This is a genomic window from Rhizobium viscosum, assembly GCF_014873945.1.
In the GTDB taxonomy this organism is placed as follows: domain Bacteria; phylum Pseudomonadota; class Alphaproteobacteria; order Rhizobiales; family Rhizobiaceae; genus Rhizobium; species Rhizobium viscosum.
In genome coordinates this window covers 3680126-3695879 of the sequence record NZ_JADBEC010000001.1, presented here as the reverse complement: position 1 = coordinate 3695879, position 15754 = coordinate 3680126, and the positions used below count along the sequence as shown (strand labels likewise).

Genomic DNA, 15754 nt, shown 5'->3' with positions numbered 1-15754 from the left:
GCCATTATAATAGGATAATGTCACTACTTTAACAGCATAAAACATAGCGCAATAACAGGGTTCACTGCAACAAGGAGAGACCCAATGCGCATTTTCCTCACCGGCGCCACCGGCTTCATCGGCTCGGCCATCGTCCCCGAACTTCAGAAGGCCGGCCATCATGTCATCGGCATGACCCGTTCCGACACCGGCGCCAGGGCGCTGGAAGCAGCTGGCGTCGAAGTCCACCGCGGCGTGCTGGAAGAGCCAGAAAGCGTCCGGCGCGGCGTCGAAAAGGCCGATGCCGTCATCCATACGGCCTTCGACCATGATTTCTCCCGCTTCGTCGAGAATTGCCAGAAGGATAGCCGCGTCATTGCCGCCATGGGCGAGGCGCTGAAGGGTTCCAACCGCCCGCTGCTCATCACCTCGGGCACCGGCATCGGCAATGCCCATCTCGGCGAACCCGCGAGCGAGGATGTCTTCAATGACGAGCATCCCAACCCGCGTATCGCCTCCGAACGTGCCGGCAATGCGCTGCTCGATCAGGGCATCAACGTCTCGGTCATGCGCCTTCCCCAGGTCCACAACACGTTCAAACAGGGCCTGGTCTCCCCGCTCATCGAAATCGCCCGGCAGAATGGCGCCGTCGGCTATGTCGGCGAAGGCCGCAACCGCTTCCCGGCCGGCCACTTGCTGGACGTTGCTCTCCTCTACCGGCTTGCCATCGAAAGAGGGGTATCAGGTGCCCGCTACAATGCCGTTGCCGAAGAAGGCATCGCCACCCGCGAGATCGCCGAGGCGCTGGGCCGCGGGCTGAAGCTGCCGGTCATCTCGGTCGCGCCGGAAAAGGCGGCCGAGCATTTCGGCTGGATGGCAATCTTCGCCGGCCTCGACTTCCCGGCCTCCAGCGAAAAGACCCGACGAATCCTCGGATGGGACCCCGTCGGACCCGGCCTGATCGCCGATCTCGACGCGATGGATTACGGCGCTCTGGCTGCCTGACCGATTGGCTCGTCGCCGAACCAGTCGCCTGCGGAGTTTCTTGGCTCCGCAGGCGACGGGCCGTTTTGATTTCAGACCTGCAGCCCGCCCGAAATGTCGATCACGCCGCCGCTGATATAGCCGCCATTCGGCCCCGCCAGGAAACTGATGGCCGCCGACACTTCCTCCAGCGTCGCGATGCGCCGGATCGGGTGCAGGTCCATTACTGCCGGAGGCAGGTTGTCGCGCACATCGGCCGCCATGTCGGTCGGCATGATACCGGGTTGGACGATGTTGACGGTGATATTGCGCCCACCGAGATCGCGCGCCACACCCTTCGCATAGCCGGCAATTGCCGCCTTCGTTCCCGCATAATCGGCAACACCCGAAAACGGCACGCGGCTGCCGAGCAGCGAGCCGATGAAGATGATCCGCCCGCCATCCGAGATTACCTGTGCTGCCGCCCGCGTCGTTGCCACCGCACCCATCACGTTGACCTGCCACTGACGATCGAGATTGACGGTGTCCAGTTCGGGGTCATCGACCGTCCTGCCCTGCACGGCAATCGCCGCATTGTTGACGAGGATGTCGAGCTTGCCGAAATAGGCCAGAACCTTGTCGACCAGCGGTTTGGCCGCCGCCGTATCGGCCTGGTCACTCTGGATCGCCAGAGCCCGGACACCCTTCGCCCGCAGCGTCTCGACCACGGCTTCCGCTTTCTCCGCCGAATTGACATAGCTGATCGCCACATCAGCACCCTGGTCTGCAAGCGCCTCTGCTGCAGCAGCACCCAGCCCGCGTGAACCACCGGTCACCAGAGCGACCTTTCCCTTCAAAATGTCAGACATATCAGTCCTTTCCATACCTCATCGAGGCACTGCCGGCCCCTATCGGCCGGCGGCGTAATTTTTCGTAACGATCGTTACAGTAACGATTGGTATGAAATCTGGACAAAGGCTGTCAAGTGGTTTAGTAACGACCATTATGAAATTCATTGAGTCGATCTGATGGGACGCCATCGCGAGTTTGATGTCGAAAAAGCGCTCGATGCCGCGCTTTGCGTCTTCTGGCGCAAGGGTTATGAAGGCGCGTCCTATGCCGACCTGACCGAGGCGACGGGCGTCGAGCGGCCGGCGCTCTATTCCGCCTTCGGCAACAAGGAAGCGCTCTTCCGCCAGGTGCTGGATCGCTATTACGAGCGATACCTGGACTACATCCCGAAAGCGCTGGAACTGCCGACATCGCGGGATGTTGCCGCGTTCATCCTGTCCAACGCGATCGATCTCCACACCCGCTTTCCCACCCACAGGGGTTGCCTCGGCATCAATGGCGTGCTGGCGGGATCGGATGAATCCGAACCGGTGCGGCAGGCTCTGATCGATGCCCGCGCGGTCGGTGAAATGCAGCTTCGCGAACGCTTCGAACGGGCAAAGGCCGAGGGCGATCTGCCCGTGACCGCCAAGCCTGCCGCCCTTGCTGCATTCCTGCTGGCGGTTGGTCATGGCATGGCGGTACAGGCCAAGGCCGGCTTCAGCCGCGATATGCTGGAGGCCGTTGCCGAGCAGGCGCTTTCCACCTGGCCGTCGAAATCTTCCTGAGCTTCAGCAGCCGAATTTAGCCCGCCGCCGCATCCATCTTCGCCCGCACTTCCAGAAACGCCGCCGTCAGCCGCGCCAGAACCGGCGATTTGACCGTGCCGTTCGCCCCGCCGATCGGATCCTCGATATGGATCCGCCGCAGATCCTCCATGAACTCGTCCCAGAGCGGCTGCCCGCCCTCTTCCAGCAATTCGGCGCGGATACTCAGATCCTCGCTTACAGGCAGAAACCGCCGCCCCCAGGCGCCGATCATCGCAAACATGGGCACGAGCTGGATCGACGCTTCCGTCAGGCTGTAGATCGCCTTCTGGCTATGGGAGGGGTCGTCGAGCTTGCTGATCAGCCCGAAGGAGAGAAGCCGCTTCAGCCGTGCCGCCAGAATATTGGAGGCGATGCCCTCCTCCGAGCGGTTCAACAGTTCGCGGAAATGACGTCGATTGCCGAACATGATATCTCTGATGATGACCAGGCTCCATCGGTCGCCCAGCACTTCCATCGTCAGGTTGATCGGGCAGCCCGAGCGTATTTCGATATCCATATTCGACTCCGCGAGAAAAACCAGTTGCATTATAGGATTGGTTATGCAACAAGACAACTGATTTCAAAACGCAACCAGATTGAGGCTGACATGACACGTGTACGCGTAGCTGCATTTTCTCTTTCGATCGATGGTTTCGGCGCTGGCCCCGACCAGAGCCTTGAAAATCCCCTCGGCAAGCGCGGCATGGAGGTGCACCAGTGGTTCTTCCCCACCCGCACCTTCCGCACCATGATCGGCAAGGACGACGGCACGACTGGCGTCGATGACCAGTATGGTGCGGCAGCCATGGCGGGCTTCGGCGCTTTCATCCTCGGCCGCAATATGTTCGGCCCGATCAGGGGCGAATGGCCTGACGAAGAGTGGAAAGGCTGGTGGGGGCCGAACCCGCCCTATCACGCACCGACCTTCATCCTCACCCACTACGCCCGCGAGCCCATCGTCATGGAAGGCGGCACCACCTTCCATTTCATCACCGGCGGCATCGAGGAAGCACTGGAAAAGGCCAAGGCCGCAGCCGGCGACAAGGACGTCAAGATCGGCGGCGGCGTCAGCACGGTCAGGCAATATCTGAAGGCCGGCCTGATCGACGAGATGCATTTCGCCATCTCCCCGGTTGTGCTCGGCAAGGGTGAAGCCATGTTCGAGGGTATCGACCTGCCGGCGCTCGGTTTCTCCGTCAAATCCCACGAGATGACGGAAAAGGCCGCCCATGTCGTGCTGTCGAAGTGAGGCTTGCCCATGTCCGCCGCCATGCCGCTGGTGATCTACCTGCACCCGCTCTCCTCCTACTCACAGAAGGCGAAAACCGCCCTCTACGAGAAGAACCTGCCTTTCGAAGTGAAGCTTCTGGATGGCGGCGAGCCGATCACCTCGGAATTCCAGGCAAAGTGGCCGATCAAGCGGTTTCCGATCCTTGAGCATGGCGGCGACTTCATCTTCGAAGCAACAAGCATCATCGAGTACATCGATGCGCTCAGTCCCGGCGACCAACCGCTCATCCCCCGGGATCCCGCAATGGCCATCAAGGTGCGCATGTGGGATCGCTTCTTCGACAATTACGTCCAATATCCGCAGCAGCGCATGGTCAATGCCGCACGCGGCTGGGAAATGGAGCCGGATGACGGTTATGTGCGTTGGCGCCAGGCGCTCGAAACCGCCTATGGCATTCTCGATGCGCATATGAAGGACCGCCTATGGGCCGCAAGCGAGACCTTCAGCCTCGCCGACTGCTCCGCAGCCCCTGCTCTGCTCTACGCCGACTGGGCGCACCCCGTTCCCGAGCATTTCAAGAATGTCCGCGCCTACCGCGCCCGCCTGCTCCAGCGCCCGAGCTATGCAAGGGCGCTGGATGAAGCGCGCCCCTACCGCCACTTCTACCCGCTCGGGGCGCCTGTCGGGCGCGATTGAGCGGGTCACCGCTCCGCTTTCAAGGAGATGCCGCGGCAAGCAGTATCGGTGCAAAGCCGCCTTTGTCTGACAGCTGGTAACGGCAGCATCTGAAGATATCAGGCATTTACTGTAACGTACTTCCGCCCTGGGCCATTTTTCCCTACCGATCGCCCCGTAACGGCCAGGCGCATAGGGAAGCGGATGACCAACCGGCCGGCGGGGGCAGCAATGACACTTGCGGAATGGATCATACTCGCTCTGAAGGCCAGCCTGTTCCTGGTCGTCTTTTCGCTTGGGCTGCGGGCGACGCTCAAAGACATCGCATACCTGCTGGCCCGACCTATGCTGCTGTTCAAATCCATCCTGTCGATGAATATCGTCATGCTCGGTTTTGCCCTTGCGGCCGCCTCCGTTTTTCCGCTGCCCCTGCCGCTCCAGATCGCACTTCTCGGGCTGGCCATGGCCCCGGTTCCGCCCATCCTGACCTGGAAGCAGAAGCGAGCGGCCGGCACCTCCTCCTATGCGATCAGCCTCTGCGTCACGGCCTCGTTTCTCGCCATCATCCTCGTTCCTCTCGCCGTTGCGCTCGCAGATGCCGTCTTTCAGGAGGAGTACCGGATGCCCTCCATACGCATCGTGCCCATCGTGCTCATATCCGTCATCGTGCCGCTCGTGCTCGGCATGCTGGTCGAGCGCTTCGCGCCGGCCACCGCCGCCCGGATCGCCCAGCCGGTGGGAGCACTCGGAACCGCCCTGCTCATTCTGGCGGCCCTGCCGGTCATCTTCGTGACGCTGCCCGCAGTCTGGGTGCTTGTCGGCAGGGGGCTTCTCCTGTTCCTTGCGCTTTTCACCGCTTTCGGCCTGCTGGTCGGCCACACCCTGGGCGGGCCGCACGCCCATGATCGCGTGGTTCTGGCGCTCGCGACAGGCACGCGCCATCCGGGCGTCGCCATGGCAATCGCCGCCTATAATTTTCCGGATGAGAAGGCGGCTGTCGCGGTCGTACTGCTGCATGTCTTCATCGGCGCACTGGTCGCGATCCCCTATCTGAAATTCGCCCGCATTCGCGCAGCACCGGCGCACGATCTCGACAGATGACGGTTGGCCGATGTCCCCGGCACCGGCCAACCTGATAGACGCTCAGACCAGCCCCTGGCTGAAGCCGAATTCGCCCTCTGCTTCCGCAGCGCGCACATCCTCACCGAACAGCATGTCATTATGCGGCCGGCCGCTGCGGACCATCGGATAGACGTTTTCGAGGGCCGCGACCCGGCAGTCGAAGAGAACCGGTCGGTCGATAGCGATCATCTCCCTGATCTTCGCATCCAGTTCATCCGGCCTCTCGCAGCGCAGCCCCACGGCGCCATAGGCTTCCGCCAGCTTGACGAAGTCAGGCAGCGAAGCGGAGTAGGATTTATCCCGGCGGTTGCCATGCAGGATCTGCTGCCACTGCCGGATCATGCCGAGCTGCGCATTGTTCAGGATGAAGATCTTGACCGGCGCCTGATGCTGCATCGCCGCCGAAAGTTCCTTCAGCGTCATCTGCACCGAGCCATCGCCGACAATGCCGAGAACCAGCCGCCCGGGATGGGCAATCTGCGCGCCGATCGCCGCCGGCAACCCATAACCCATCGTGCCGAGCCCGCCTGAAGTGAGCCATCGGTTCGGCCCTTCGATGCCGAAGAGCTGTGCCGCCCACATCTGATGCTGGCCGACATCCGTCGTCACGATAGGGTCGAGATCGGTCGTCAGCGCATGCAGCCGCTCCAGCGCATATTGCGGCATGATCACGTCATGGCGCATCTCATAGGCAAAGGAGTTTCGCGCCCGCCATCGCTCGATCTCGCCCCACCAGGCGTCAAGCCGCCCTCGCTCCGGTCGGGCCGGAAGCGCCCACCAGGCTTCGATCATATCCCTGAGCACTTCAGCCGCATCGCCGGTTATCCCGATATCGACTGATACATTCTTGTTGATCGAGGATGGATCGACATCGATGTGAATCTTCCTCGAACCCGGCGAAAACCTGTCGACGCGCGAGGTGACGCGATCGTCGAAGCGCGCTCCGACAGCAATCATCAGGTCGCAATCATGCATCGCCATGTTTGCCTCGTAGGAACCATGCATGCCCGGCATTTTCAGCCAGTTCGGCCCGCTCGCCGGATAGGCGCCGAGCCCCATCAGCGTCGAGGTGATGGGAAAGCCGGTCAGCTCCACCAGTTCCCGCAGCAGGCGCGAGGCCTCCGGCCCGGAATTGATGACGCCGCCGCCGGTATAGAGGACGGGCCGCTCAGCCTGCGCCATCAGCCTGACCGCGGCAGCGATCGCCTCATGGTCGCCGCGCATCGGCTGCTGGTAGTTCGCAGGCACCGAAATCTCCTGCGGCCCGACATAGGGCCCGCTCGCAAACAGCACGTCCTTGGGCATGTCGACCAGAACCGGCCCCGGTCTCCCTGATGTCGCGATCCTGAAGGCGAGATGGATGGTGCTTGCGAGATCGTCGATGTGATCGACAAGGAAATTATGCTTGGTGCAGGGCCGCGTGATGCCAACCGTATCGCATTCCTGAAAGGCATCCGTGCCGATCAGCGTCGTCGGCACCTGCCCCGTCAGGCAGACGAGCGGAATGGAATCCATCAGCGCATCCTGCAGCGCGGTGACGGCATTGGTGACACCCGGCCCGGAGGTTACCAGCATGACGCCGACCTTGCCGGTCGCGCGCGCATAGCCTTCGGCGGCGTGTCCTGCACCCTGCTCGTGGCGCACGAGCAGATGCTTGATCTCGTCCTGCTGAAAGATCTCGTCATAGATCGGCAGAACGGCCGCGCCCGGATAACCGAAAATATGTTCGACGCCATTGTCGCGCAGCGCCTGCAGAACGATTTCGCCGCCGTTCATCAGGCGGCCGGAGGAGGTATTGGGAGAATTTTGGGTAAAGCTGGCCTTATCGCCGGTCATAGCAATTTTCCGTCGTTGATAGAGGTGATTGGGGTGCGACGGGGCATAAAAAAAGGCCCCGTCAGGGACCTTGTGTTCGGCGCATGGGTGGCTGATGCCGGACGGTTACACCGTCCTGCCCATGCGCGATATCACCACGACGAGAACCATTGCGATTTTCATGGGCGTAAGAGCTAACCGCAAATCGCGAGCCCGTCAATCGCGTCTTTGCGGAGCCCATCGGATGCGTCGATCGCATGGATCGATCATCCTCAATCGAATTCAGCCCGCACGATCCATGCTTCCTCTTCGCTCGGAAATTCGAAACCTTGAGCATATTTTGCGAGCAACTCGTCCGTTATCGGAAATGCGGCATTCGCGTCGCGTCGTGCTGCTCGTCCTTTCAAACGGTTGCGCAAGATCGCTTCCTCCACCAGCAGACAGATGATGCGGCACCGGTGATCATGGGCTTCGACAAGCTGCCGGTAGCGGGTGCGGGACGCGGCGTTCCAGAACGCAAAATCGACCACGGCTTTCGTGCCGGCGGTCAGCTGATTTTCAAGACGCAGCCTCAGCCTGGCCTCCGCCGCGGCCTGCAGATCGGCATAGGCAGCCTCGGGATAATCGACGCCAAAACGCCCGTCATGCCGCCAGACCTCCTCATCAATTGAGAAGCGCTCGCATCCGAGCGCCTCCAGCCGCTTCGCAAACGTCGTTTTGCCGGAACCCGCCAGACCACACATCAGGAACACGATCCGCGGCTCGCTTTGCGCCAGATCCTCAGCGGCAGCCACTGCCTCCCGGTAAGACATCACCATGCGATCCGCCTCCTGCGCATCGTCGGCCCGCAATGCATCGGCAACTGATGCGTCGTCTATTAATGACAACGGAAACTATCATTATGTCCCGTCCTTTTCAGGGAAAAACAGAGACAAAGTTCTCGTCCAGTTTTCCGTTCTACTCCGCCAGTTCCCGCATCACCTTGATCAGATCGGCCTTGCCTTCGAAGCCGATGCCGGGCAGTTCCGGCATGGTGATGTGGCCGTCGATGACCTTTACCCCATCCGGAAATCCACCATAGGGCTGGAAGAGATCCGGATAGCTCTCGTTGCCGCCAAGGCCGAGGCCAGCCGCAATGTTGAGCGACATCTGGTGGCCGCCATGCGGAATACAGCGCGAGGGCGACCAGCCGAACTGGCGCAGCACATCGAGTGTACGCAGATATTCCACAAGCCCATAGGACAGCGCGCAGTCGAATTGCAGATAGTCGCGATCCGCACGCATGCCGCCATAGCGAAGCAGGTTGCGGGCATCCTGATGCGAGAAGAGGTTCTCGCCGGTCGCCATCGGCGCATCGTAGAATTCGGAGATGGCTGCCTGCAGCGCATAATCGAGCGGATCGCCGATTTCCTCGTACCAGAAGAGCGGATAGTCGCCCAGCATCTTGGCATAGGCGATGCCGGTCTCCAGATCGAAGCGGCCATTCGCATCGACGGCAAGCTGTGCCTCAGAACCGATCTCCTCGAGCACGGATTCGATGCGGCCCCGGTCTTCGTCAATCGAAGCACCGCCGATCTTCATCTTGACCACGGTATAGCCGCGGTCGAGATAGGTACGCATCTCCTTGCGCAAGGCGCTGTTGTCCTTGCCGGGATAGTAATATCCGCCGGCGGCATAGACGAAGACCCTGGGATCGGCTTCCCTGCCCTTCATGTCCGCGAGCAACTGGAAGAGCGCCTTGCCCTCGATCTTGGCAACGGCGTCCCAGACCGCCATGTCGATCGTACCGACGGCGACCGAGCGCTCGCCGTGACCGCCCGGCTTCTCGTTCTTCATCATCGCCGCCCAGATCCGGTGCGGATCAAGATTGGTGCCGGCATCGTTCACGAGACTGTCGGGCGCCGCTTCCAGGATACGGTCCCGGAACCGCTCGCGGATCAGCCCGCCCTGCCCGTATCGCCCATTCGAATTGAAGCCGTAGCCGACCACGCGGCGCCCGTCCTTCACCACATCGGTGACGACGGCGACAAGGCTCGCCGTCATTTTGCTGAAGTCGATATAGGCATTGCGGATAGGCGAAGCGATCGGCTTCGTGACTTCGCGGACATCGATGATGCGCATGGCAGTCTCCATTCTTCAGATGCTCATGTTCTAGGAGACAGGCGCCCCATCGTCCAATGCCGATCCGGGCTCTTTCAATGCCGAAACGGCATAGAGAATTTCGAAATCTCTTGAAAGAATGAACACGATACCATTTCCTCAGTGCCATCAAAGCATCACCAAAAACGGATCGACATCAGTGGAAACCACCTGGCTCGCCGACCTCCAGGCTCTCGCGGAAACCCTGAACTTTTCGCGCGCAGCCGAAAAGCGCAATATCACGCAACCGGCCTTCGGCCGCCGCATCAAATCGCTGGAAGAGTGGTGCGGCGCCGAACTCGTCGATCGCTCCACGCACCGCCTGAAACTGACGCCATCAGGCGAAGCCATGCTTGCAGCGGCCGATGATGTCACCGCCCGTCTGGAGCGCGCCATCAGCGAAATCGAACAGATGCGGGCGGCGACCTCGACCGTGACCTTCGCCGCCACCCATGCCCTCTCCTTCATCTTTTTTCCCCGCTGGGTTCAAGGTTTGGGCCACGAGGCATCGACGATGCCCATCCGCCTCCTCTCCGACAATATGAACGAATGCGAGCGGATCATGATGGAAGGGCGCGCGCAGTTCCTGCTCTGCCACGATCATCGAGACAGCAGAATCCGTCTCGACCTGAACGCCTACAGGCATGTCGAGCTTGCGACCGACCGACTGATCCCCGTTAGCAGGCGGGACAGGGATGGCCGGCCGCTCCATAGCATTTCGGAGATCACGGATCGCCCTATCCCCCATCTTGCCTTCGAGGAAACGTCGGGCATGGGCCGCATCCTGTCATCCGCCCTTTCCGCCAGGACAGCTCCGCTGCAGCTCTCGACGGTCTTCACCTCGCATCTGGCAATGGCGCTGAAGGCGCTTGCGATCGAGGGAAAGGGCGTGGCCTGGATCCCGGAGAGCCTGGCCGCGGATGAGATGGGACCGGCAGGAACACTGACCTCAGCCGGATCGGCCGATTGGGCGGTCGAGGTCAGGATCGTACTGATCAGGCCGAGGGCGCGCATGACTGACATTGCCGAGAGCTTCTGGAACCTCGTTCAAGGCATCAATTCGCGTGTTAAATAAGGAAGGCATCGCGATCAACGTCTATCATATTATGCGGCGCGATGGTTCCACCACCAATGAGGGTGAGCAGTTCAGCCCGCGTGATGTAGCTGCCATCGGCAAAGACGAAGGTTTCGATACCGGCCGTGCTTGCCGGGTCGGCAGAAGAAAACTGCCAGCTGACACCCATAACTTCATTGGTGGCAATGTCGCGAATGTAGAGATGATCCGGACGGAAGCCTTTATAGCCTTGCATAAACTGCAGATCGTCGAAATTGGCGTTGGTAAACACCAGCGTATCGGATGAGCCCTCTCCCTCCGCATCCGAGACGTGATTCAGGAAGCCAAGGTTCGGATCGCCAACCACCACCTCGCTGCCGAAGGCAAACTGATAGGTGTCGTTGCCGGTGCCGCCCCAAAGACCATCGATGCCATGGCCGTCATTGATCAGGATGTCATCTCCGGCACCGCCATAAAGAGTGTCATTGCCGAGCCCACCGGAAAGCGTGTCGTCGCCGACACCACCGAAAAGGACATCGTCACCCGCAGTTCCGTTGAGAACGGAGCCCGGCGTATGCGGCACGACGGTTCCTCCGCCCACGAGCGTGAGCAGTTCTTCTCGCGTAATGTAGCGACCATCGGCAAAGACGAAAGTTTCGATACCGGCCGTGCTCGACGGATCAGCAGACGAGAGCTGCCAGCTCACGCCCATAACCTCATTGGTCGCAGTATGACGAATGTAGAGGTGATCCGGACGGAAGCCTTTGTAGCCCTGTAGGAACTCCAGATCCTCGAAGTTGGCATTCGTGAATATCAATGTATCAGACGAGCCATCCCCTTCGGCGTCGGACACATGATTGATGAAGTAGACATTCGGATCGCCGACAACCACCTCATCGCCAAAGGCAAACTGATAGGTGTCATTGCCGGTGCCGCCCCAAAGCCCGTCGATGCCATGGCCGTCATTGATCAGGATGTCATCTCCGGCACCGCCATAGAGACCGTCATTGCCACCGACACCGGAAAGCGTATCGTTACACTCGCTGCCTATCAGTGTATTATCAAGATCATTACCGGTGCCGACAAACCCGCCATCGCAGCCCTCATGGATGAGGTTCTCGACATTGCCTGACAGTGTATAACTGGCAACACCACTCACTTTGACGGTATCGTTGCCGGAGTTCAGCTGTTCTTCCACCACGACATTGGGGCCGCGGACCTCGTAGACGTCGTCACCGGCTCCTCCGCGCAGGATGACCGTGCCATTGGCACCCGAAGCTCCAAGTATGTCGCCGTAGCCCGAGCCGACGACGATCTCGATCCCCGACAAGGTGTCACCTCGGGCATCGCCGCCATAGCCGGTACCGGCATCCAGATCGATGGTCACGCCCGAAGACGATCCGGCATAGCTGACCGTATCCGTACCAGCGCCGCCATCCAGCACATCGGCACCAGCCCCGCCAATCAGGATGTCATTGCCGTTGCCGCCGTGAAGAACGTCGTTGCCGAGACCACCTGTTAACGTGTCGCCGTAGCCCGAGCCGACGACGACCTCGATCCCTGACAGAGTATCACCCTCGGCATCACCGCCATGACCAGTTCCGGCATCCAGATCGATCGTCACGCCGGAAGACGATCCGGCATAGCTGACCGTATCCGTGCCGGCGCCGCCATTCAGAACGTCCGCACCAGCCCCGCCAATCAGGATGTCATTGCCAATACCACCGGTAAGAATATCGTCGCCGGGCGTGCCGCCGAGAACCAGGGGCGCATGCGGCACGATGGTTCCGCCGCCAATGAGGGTGAGCAGTTCAGCCCGCGTGATGTAGCTGCCGTCGGCAAAGACGAAGGTTTCGATACCGGCCGTGCTTGCCGGATTGGCGGAAGAAAACTGCCAGCTGACGCCCATAACTTCATTGGTGGCAATGTTGCGAATGTAGAGATGATCCGGACGGAAGCCTTTATAGCCCTGCATAAACTGCAGATCGTCGAAATTGGCGTTGGTAAACACCAGCGTATCGGATGAGCCCTCTCCCTCCGCATCCGAGACGTGATTCAGGAAGCCAAGGTTCGGATCGCCAACCACCACCTCGCTGCCGAAGGCAAACTGGTAGGTGTCGTTGCCGGTGCCGCCCCAAAGACCATCGATGCCATGGCCGTCATTGATCAGGATGTCATCTCCGGCACCGCCATAAAGAGTGTCATTGCCGAGCCCACCGGAAAGCGTGTCGTCGCCGACACCACCGCTCAACACGTCATCGCCGCTGCCGCCCGTCATCACATTGTCGAGATCATTGCCCGTGCCGGTGAAGCTGGTACTGCCGTCATGAATGAGATTCTCGACATTGGCCGATAGTGTATAGCTGCCGAGACCACTTACTTTGACGGTATCGTTGCCCGAGTTCAGCTGTTCTTCCACCACGACATTGGGGCCGCGGACTTCATAGACATCGTCACCGGCTCCGCCCCGTAGAACCACCGTCCCCCCAGCGCCCGAAGCAATAAGCGTGTCGCCGTAGCCCGAGCCGACGACGACCTCGATCCCTGACAGAGTATCACCCTCGGCATCACCGCCATGACCAGTTCCGGCATCCAGATCGATGGTCACACCGGAAGACGATCCGGCATAGCTGACCGTATCCGTGCCGGCGCCGCCATTCAGAACGTCCGCACCAGCCCCGCCAATCAGGATGTCATTGCCGTTGCCGCCGTGGAGAACGTCATTGCCCAGGCCGCCTGTTACTATATTGTCGAGATCATTGCCCGTGCCGGTGAAGCTGGTGCTGCCCTCATGGGTGAGGTTCTCGACATTGCCTGACAGTGTATAACTGGCAACACCACTCACTTTGACGGTATCGTTGCCGGAGTTCAGCTGTTCTTCCACCACGACATTGGGGCCGCGGACCTCGTAGACGTCGTCACCGGCTCCTCCGCGCAGGATGACCGTACCATTGGCACCCGAAGCTCCAAGTATGTCGCCGTAGCCCGAGCCGACGACGATCTCGATCCCCGACAAGGTGTCACCTCGGGCATCGCCGCCATAGCCGGTACCGGCATCCAGATCGATGGTCACGCCCGAAGACGATCCGGCATAGCTGACCGTATCCGTACCAGCGCCGCCATCCAGCACATCGGCACCAGCCCCGCCAATCAGGATGTCATTGCCGTTGCCGCCGTGAAGAACGTCGTTGCCGAGACCACCTGTTAACGTGTCGCCGTAGCCCGAGCCGACGACGACCTCGATCCCTGACAGAGTATCACCCTCGGCATCACCGCCATGACCAGTTCCGGCATCCAGATCGATCGTCACGCCGGAAGACGATCCGGCATAGCTGACCGTATCCGTGCCGGCGCCGCCATTCAGAACGTCCGCACCAGCCCCGCCAATCAGGATGTCATTGCCGTTGCCGCCATGGAGAACGTCGTTGCCAAGACCACCGGCAAGGGTATCGTTGCCGTCGCCACCGTTGAGTAGATCGTCCCTATTACCACCAGTCAGCACGTCATCACCCGCGGTTCCGTTCAGAACGGTGCCTGGCGCATGCGGCACGATGGTTCCGCCGCCAATGAGGGTGAGCAGTTCAGCCCGCGTGATGTAGCTGCCGTCGGCAAAGACGAAGGTTTCGATACCGGCCGTGCTTGCCGGATTGGCGGAAGAAAACTGCCAGCTGACGCCCATAACTTCATTGGTGGCAATGTTGCGAATGTAGAGATGATCCGGGCGGAAGCCTTTATAGCCTTGCATAAACTGCAGATCGTCGAAATTGGCGTTGGTAAACACCAGCGTATCGGATGAGCCCTCTCCCTCCGCATCCGAGACGTGATTCAGGAAGCCAAGGTTCGGATCGCCAACCACCACCTCGCTGCCGAAGGCAAACTGGTAGGTGTCGTTGCCGGTGCCGCCCCAAAGACCATCGATGCCATGGCCGTCATTGATCAGGATGTCATCTCCGGCACCGCCATAAAGAGTGTCATTGCCGAGCCCACCGGAAAGCGTGTCGTCGCCGACACCACCGCTCAACACGTCATCGCCGCTGCCGCCCGTCATCACATTGTCGAGATCATTGCCCGTGCCGGTGAAGCTGGTACTGCCGTCATGAATGAGATTCTCGACATTGGCCGATAGTGTATAGCTGCCGAGACCACTTACTTTGACGGTATCGTTGCCCGAGTTCAGCTGTTCTTCCACCACGACATTGGGGCCGCGGACTTCATAGACATCGTCACCGGCTCCGCCCCGTAGAACCACCGTCCCCCCAGCGCCCGAAGCAATAAGCGTGTCGCCGTAGCCCGAGCCGACGACGACCTCGATCCCTGACAGAGTATCACCCTCGGCATCACCGCCATGACCAGTTCCGGCATCCAGATCGATCGTCACGTCGGAAGACGATCCGGCATAGCTGACCGTATCCGTGCCGGCGCCGCCATTCAGAACGTCCGCACCAGCCCCGCCAATCAGGATGTCATTGCCAATACCACCGGTAAGAATATCGTCGCCGGGCGTGCCGCCGAGAACCAGGGGCGCATGCGGCACGATGGTTCCGCCGCCAACGAGGGTGAGCAGTTCAGCCCGCGTGATGTAGCTGCCGTCGGCAAAGACGAAGGTTTCGATACCGGCCGTGCTTGCCGGATTGGCGGAAGAAAACTGCCAGCTGACGCCCATAACTTCATTGGTGGCAATGTTGCGAATGTAGAGATGATCCGGGCGGAAGCCTTTATAGCCCTGCATAAACTGCAAATCGTCGAAATTGGCGTTGGTAAACACCAGCGTATCGGATGAGCCCTCTCCCTCCGCATCCGAGACGTGATTCAGGAAGCCAAGGTTCGGATCGCCAACCACCACCTCGCTGCCGAAGGCAAACTGGTAGGTGTCGTTGCCGGTGCCGCCCCAAAGACCATCGATGCCATGGCCGTCATTGATCAGGATGTCATCTCCGGCACCGCCATAAAGAGTGTCGTTGCCGAGCCCACCGGAAAGGATGTCGGCCCCGGCGCTTCCACTGAGAACGTCGTCTCCATTGCCACCGGTCAGGACATTATTGAGCGCAACCAAGTTTTCAGACATAGGTATTTCCTCAAAATTAAAAATTGCAATCTTAAGAATACATGAGCAACCGTATCCCGCAGGTTGCATAA

The 15754-nt window shown here is 60.4% G+C and carries 12 protein-coding genes; 6 read left to right on the top strand and 6 right to left on the bottom strand.

What is annotated here, in order from left to right; genetic code table 11:
- Positions 1–84 precede the first annotated feature (84 nt).
- Positions 85–984 (top strand): SDR family oxidoreductase, encoded by a 900-nt coding sequence (locus H4W29_RS18140; protein WP_192730143.1) that lies wholly within the window; start codon positions 85–87, stop codon positions 982–984.
- 71 nt (positions 985–1055) lie between these two features.
- Here the strand turns inward: H4W29_RS18140 and H4W29_RS18135 are convergent, their stop codons facing one another.
- Positions 1056–1811, bottom strand: a complete 756-nt coding sequence (locus H4W29_RS18135; protein WP_192730142.1) for an SDR family NAD(P)-dependent oxidoreductase — start codon at positions 1809–1811, stop codon at positions 1056–1058.
- Between the two features lie 159 nt (positions 1812–1970).
- Between H4W29_RS18135 and H4W29_RS18130 the strand changes: the two genes are divergently transcribed.
- Positions 1971–2561 (top strand): TetR/AcrR family transcriptional regulator, encoded by a 591-nt coding sequence (locus tag H4W29_RS18130; RefSeq protein ID WP_192730141.1) that lies wholly within the window; start codon positions 1971–1973, stop codon positions 2559–2561.
- Positions 2562–2577: 16 nt separating this feature from the next.
- Here the strand turns inward: H4W29_RS18130 and H4W29_RS18125 are convergent, their stop codons facing one another.
- Positions 2578–3099 carry a winged helix-turn-helix transcriptional regulator gene (locus H4W29_RS18125; protein WP_192730140.1) on the bottom strand — a complete coding sequence of 174 codons (522 nt, stop codon included), beginning with the start codon at positions 3097–3099 and terminating at the stop codon, positions 2578–2580.
- Between the two features lie 90 nt (positions 3100–3189).
- On the opposite strand from H4W29_RS18125, the gene H4W29_RS18120 reads away from it, so the two are divergent.
- The 3 genes from H4W29_RS18120 to H4W29_RS18110 all read left to right on the top strand — a co-directional run bounded on the left by H4W29_RS18120 (position 3190) and on the right by H4W29_RS18110 (position 5589).
- Complete coding sequence (locus H4W29_RS18120; RefSeq protein WP_192730139.1) at positions 3190–3831, top strand: dihydrofolate reductase family protein; 642 nt, start codon at positions 3190–3192, stop codon at positions 3829–3831.
- Between the two features lie 21 nt (positions 3832–3852).
- The gene (locus tag H4W29_RS18115; RefSeq protein ID WP_192730769.1) at positions 3853–4509 is read left to right on the top strand and encodes a glutathione S-transferase family protein; all 657 of its coding nucleotides are present in this window, start codon (positions 3853–3855) and stop codon (positions 4507–4509) included.
- Positions 4510–4719: 210 nt separating this feature from the next.
- The gene (locus H4W29_RS18110) at positions 4720–5589 is read left to right on the top strand and encodes a bile acid:sodium symporter family protein (RefSeq protein ID WP_192730138.1); all 870 of its coding nucleotides are present in this window, start codon (positions 4720–4722) and stop codon (positions 5587–5589) included.
- Positions 5590–5631: 42 nt separating this feature from the next.
- On the opposite strand, the gene H4W29_RS18105 is transcribed toward H4W29_RS18110, so the two are convergent.
- From H4W29_RS18105 to H4W29_RS18095, 3 genes are all read right to left on the bottom strand, one after another.
- Complete coding sequence (locus tag H4W29_RS18105) at positions 5632–7446, bottom strand: acetolactate synthase 3 large subunit (RefSeq protein ID WP_192730137.1); 1815 nt, start codon at positions 7444–7446, stop codon at positions 5632–5634.
- Between the two features lie 251 nt (positions 7447–7697).
- The gene (locus H4W29_RS18100; protein WP_192730136.1) at positions 7698–8243 is read right to left on the bottom strand and encodes a P-loop nucleotide/nucleoside kinase family protein; all 546 of its coding nucleotides are present in this window, start codon (positions 8241–8243) and stop codon (positions 7698–7700) included.
- A gap of 139 nt (positions 8244–8382) precedes the next feature.
- Positions 8383–9546, bottom strand: coding sequence for a mandelate racemase/muconate lactonizing enzyme family protein (locus H4W29_RS18095; RefSeq protein ID WP_192730135.1), 1164 nt, complete (start codon positions 9544–9546; stop codon positions 8383–8385).
- 178 nt (positions 9547–9724) lie between these two features.
- Here H4W29_RS18095 and H4W29_RS18090 point away from each other — a divergent pair, with 178 nt between their 5' ends.
- The gene (locus H4W29_RS18090) at positions 9725–10639 is read left to right on the top strand and encodes a LysR family transcriptional regulator (protein WP_192730134.1); all 915 of its coding nucleotides are present in this window, start codon (positions 9725–9727) and stop codon (positions 10637–10639) included.
- Here H4W29_RS18090 and H4W29_RS34380 read toward each other — a convergent pair.
- A complete protein-coding gene (locus H4W29_RS34380) occupies positions 10632–15683 on the bottom strand; it encodes a beta strand repeat-containing protein (RefSeq protein ID WP_281401365.1) in 5052 nt (1683 codons plus the stop codon). The genes H4W29_RS18090 and H4W29_RS34380 overlap by 8 nt on opposite strands.
- Positions 15684–15754: the final 71 nt, after the last annotated feature.